Source organism: Dissulfurispira sp. (assembly GCF_036745535.1).
Taxonomy (GTDB): domain Bacteria; phylum Nitrospirota; class Thermodesulfovibrionia; order Thermodesulfovibrionales; family Dissulfurispiraceae; genus Dissulfurispira.
Window position 1 is genome coordinate 36901 of sequence record NZ_DAIOFX010000011.1, and the last position, 3129, is coordinate 40029.

Annotated in this window: 5 protein-coding genes; all 5 read right to left on the bottom strand. The window is 44.2% G+C overall.

All coding sequences use genetic code 11. From position 1 onward, the window contains the following. Positions 1 to 384 (bottom strand): cytochrome c3 family protein (locus tag V7L97_RS04025; RefSeq protein WP_333653573.1); only part of this gene is annotated, 384 nt, incomplete at its 3' end. Further along, complete coding sequence (locus tag V7L97_RS12890; RefSeq protein WP_442891743.1) at positions 368 to 487, bottom strand: hypothetical protein; 120 nt, start codon at positions 485 to 487, stop codon at positions 368 to 370. The genes V7L97_RS12890 and V7L97_RS04025, both read right to left, overlap by 17 nt. A 299-nt stretch (positions 488 to 786) precedes the next feature. After that, a complete protein-coding gene (locus V7L97_RS04035; RefSeq protein ID WP_333653575.1) occupies positions 787 to 1896 on the bottom strand; it encodes a carboxypeptidase-like regulatory domain-containing protein in 1110 nt (369 codons plus the stop codon). Positions 1897 to 2104: 208 nt separating this feature from the next. Next, positions 2105 to 2233 (bottom strand): helix-turn-helix domain-containing protein, encoded by a 129-nt coding sequence (locus V7L97_RS12895; protein WP_442891744.1) that lies wholly within the window; start codon positions 2231 to 2233, stop codon positions 2105 to 2107. Beyond that, positions 2176 to 3129: sigma-54 interaction domain-containing protein (locus V7L97_RS04040; RefSeq protein WP_333653577.1), on the bottom strand; the 954-nt coding region annotated here is incomplete at its 5' end. The genes V7L97_RS04040 and V7L97_RS12895, both read right to left, overlap by 58 nt.

Sequence of the window (3129 nt, forward strand, 5' to 3'; positions counted from 1 at the left end):
ATGGCATTTGCCGCAGGCATTTGTATAAGGTATGGGCATGGCCTTTCCGGGGTCGATGTCTTTGACTCCAACATTATCCTTTTTCGGTACATCAAACAGGTGGGAAGTGATATCATTCATCCAGTAGTTCTTGCCGTCTTTTCTCGCAAGACCTTTGCCAAGTCCTGCTCCTGTTTGTATAGTCTTTGTTGCATGGCAGTCAATACAGTTGATCTTGCCCTTCTCTCCAATGCCTATCGTTGCCAGCATATGCTTCTTAATATCAGCACTTGCTTTGTGACAGTTCGTGCAGAGCGAATCTTTTTCGTCCCTTACATCTGCCCTCATCTGATGTTTGTAATTGGTCATTCCGTGCGGGTCGTGGCAATCAGAGCAAGAAATCAACTGATTTCCATTTCTGTATTTTTTGACTTAATGAAGTCGGTATACTGTTGATGATGCGATTTTGAGTGTATGCCGTCAGGCCAGTAATCCTTGGGGACAGCATCTTCCCTAGTTGTGTAATTGACGAGGTAGTCGTTTCTGCTCGTGCCTACAACCATCATCTTGTTGTCTTTGCTTACAGGCTGATCGTTTTTGAGATTTCCCTGCGGCCTGCTGTGGCACTGCCCACAGATTACAGAAGCCCTCTCTGTTGATAGTTTGCCCGGGCTGACTATAGTTGATGCCTTATTTGCTTTTGAAGCCTTTACGTGGGCAGAGCCGGGGCCGTGGCATGTCTCGCAACCTATGTTTAACTCATTAGGTATGCCGTCGCCGTCGATATCAGCCTCGCCATTTGGATCGTTAACAGCGCCTGCTATATATTCTCCTGAAATCCGTCTTTGTAAGAGTGTATCCCGTGTAATGGCACGAGGCGCATTCCTTTTCAAAGGATTTTGCCTTTGGAGGGTCTGTGAGCTTCTTTGTCTCTTCATTGAAGAGCCAGTCAGCATGATAATCTCTCCACGGCTTTCTTGTCCTGTCTCCATAACTGTCATCCCCTGTAGGGTTGTACTGGACGAATGGGAATAGGTTTTTGCCAACCCTGTAAAGGTATCTCTGTTTGTAGAGGCCTCCGCCGTAAGTCATTTCCACGGCATACGTCCTTGCGGGGTCTGAAGCGTCTTTCATGTTCTCTGTTTTAAATTTCAGTTTTCCGTCGCTGTCTTTGAAGAACGTAGCAATAAAGCTCACCGATGCAGGGTCTGAGGGCGCTTTTTCAGAGATCATATATTTGTCAAACCCCCTGCTTTTGTCGAAGTTGTAAAAGTAGAGTTTCGTTCCTGCCATGAGTTTTTTAAGGCCTTTGTCAAAATCAGGGAATCTTGATACATCCTGAAGCTTGCTGTCTTTTCCTGCCATCCGGATGCCGAGTTTGTGCAGCGTCTTCTTTTCGCTTTCATACGCCTTGTGGCATGTCAGGCATTTTGATGTCCCAACATATGTTGCATCGGCAGGTACATTCCCTGACACGAGTATCTTTACAGTTTTTCCTTTGAACTCCGCTGTTGACACGGCCTTGTTTGACATATCACCGCCGGGCAAATGCTCTTTATCCGATGGTTCTACATAGATGAAGTATTTACCGCCTGCAACATCGGAAATCTTGAAGTTTCCCTTTTTGTCAGTGGCTGCCTTCTGGTATTTATCCCTGTTTGCAGCTAAATTGTCCTCAAGCGGCTCATCGGTTTTAGAATCCCTTTTAATCTCGGTTGGGGTCTTTGCCATTACCTCCACATCTGCCGAAGGTATGAGATAAACACTGGCATTTTCCACTGCCTGCCCTGACGCATCCTGAACAATTCCTTTCAATACATTGTCCCCTGCTTTTTTGCCCTCTGCCTGCGTGCCGTAGACTATTAAGCCTATGGCACAGAAGGAGATAAGCAGTAATACTAAAATCCTTCTGTTCATTTTGTCCCTCCTTGTTTTGAATGTTAAGCAATTTTTTTGAAAAATGTTATAGCTATTTTTATGCCAGCAGTAAAAATTCTTATAAATCAACAAGATATGGGCAAGGGTGTTTCTGCAGAGAGATTAAAAAGACGCACTAATATAATGATAAACTGTTTAAGTTTCTGAAAATAAAGGAATAAACGGTGCTGTCAGGATGACGCAGTTGTTAGTCTTTATGCTCAGTGGAAACTATACCGTATTTTCTCATGAGCCTCTGAAGGTTTGCCCTGTCGAGTCTTAGTTTTTCAGCAGCCTTTGTGACATTGCCTCCTGTCTGTCTGAGGGTGCATGTAATGAAGTTTTGATTGAACTCATCGAGTACCTGTTTTTTGCTTCCTGATAGGAAAGGCTGCTGTCGATTTTCTTGCATACCGTATCTTTAACCTCTGAGGGCAAATTATCTGGCATAATGGTGTCCGAGCCCGAGAATATAACCAGTCTTTCGATCATATTTTCGAGTTCCCTTACATTTCCAGGCCAACTGTAGTTTATCAGCATATCTATGGTTGAGGGATGCATCTGTTTTCTTCCCCTTAGAAAGTGTTCGATTAAGAGCGGTATATCTTCCTTTCTCTCCCTGAGGGATGGGATATTCAGGGGGAATACATTTATCCTGTAAAAGAGGTCTTCCCTGAATGTGTTTTCATCTATAAGTTTTCGCAGGTTTCTGCTCGTGGCAGCTATTATCCTTACATCCACCTCTATTTCTCTGTTATCTCCCAGTTTTCTGATTTTTTTGTTTTCTATGACGCGAAGTGGTTTTGCCTGAACAGGTGGACTCGTATCAGCGATTTCATCCAGAAAGAGAGTACCGGTGTTTGCATACTCGAATAATCCCTGTTTGTTTTCCGTAGCACCTGTAAATGCCCCCTTTGTGTGTCCAAAGAGCTCGCTTTCCAGAAGAGTGTCAGGGAGCGCACTGCAGTTGATGGCAACAAAGTTTCTGTTTTTCCGTTTTCCTGAGAAATGGATAGCCCTTGCAACGAGCTCCTTTCCTGTTCCGCTCTCTCCGATAAGCAGTGCGGTTGCATCGCTGTCTGCCACTCTCTCTATGAGATTAAATATATTCTGCATGGCAGGGGATTTGCCAATTATGTTGTGAAAATTGTATCTCTTTGAAAGCTCTGCACGGAGGTATTTGTTCTCTTCTGCAAGTCTTCTTTTTTCCAGCACCCTTTTTATAGAAAGGAG

Excerpts from the sequence above, each read along its gene's own strand:
- V7L97_RS12890 (WP_442891743.1), bottom strand. The coding sequence starts at position 487 with ATGCTGTCCCCAAGGATTACTGGCCTGACGGCATACACTCAAAATCGC.
- V7L97_RS04035 (WP_333653575.1), bottom strand. The coding sequence starts at position 1,896 with ATGAACAGAAGGATTTTAGTATTACTGCTTATCTCCTTCTGTGCCATA.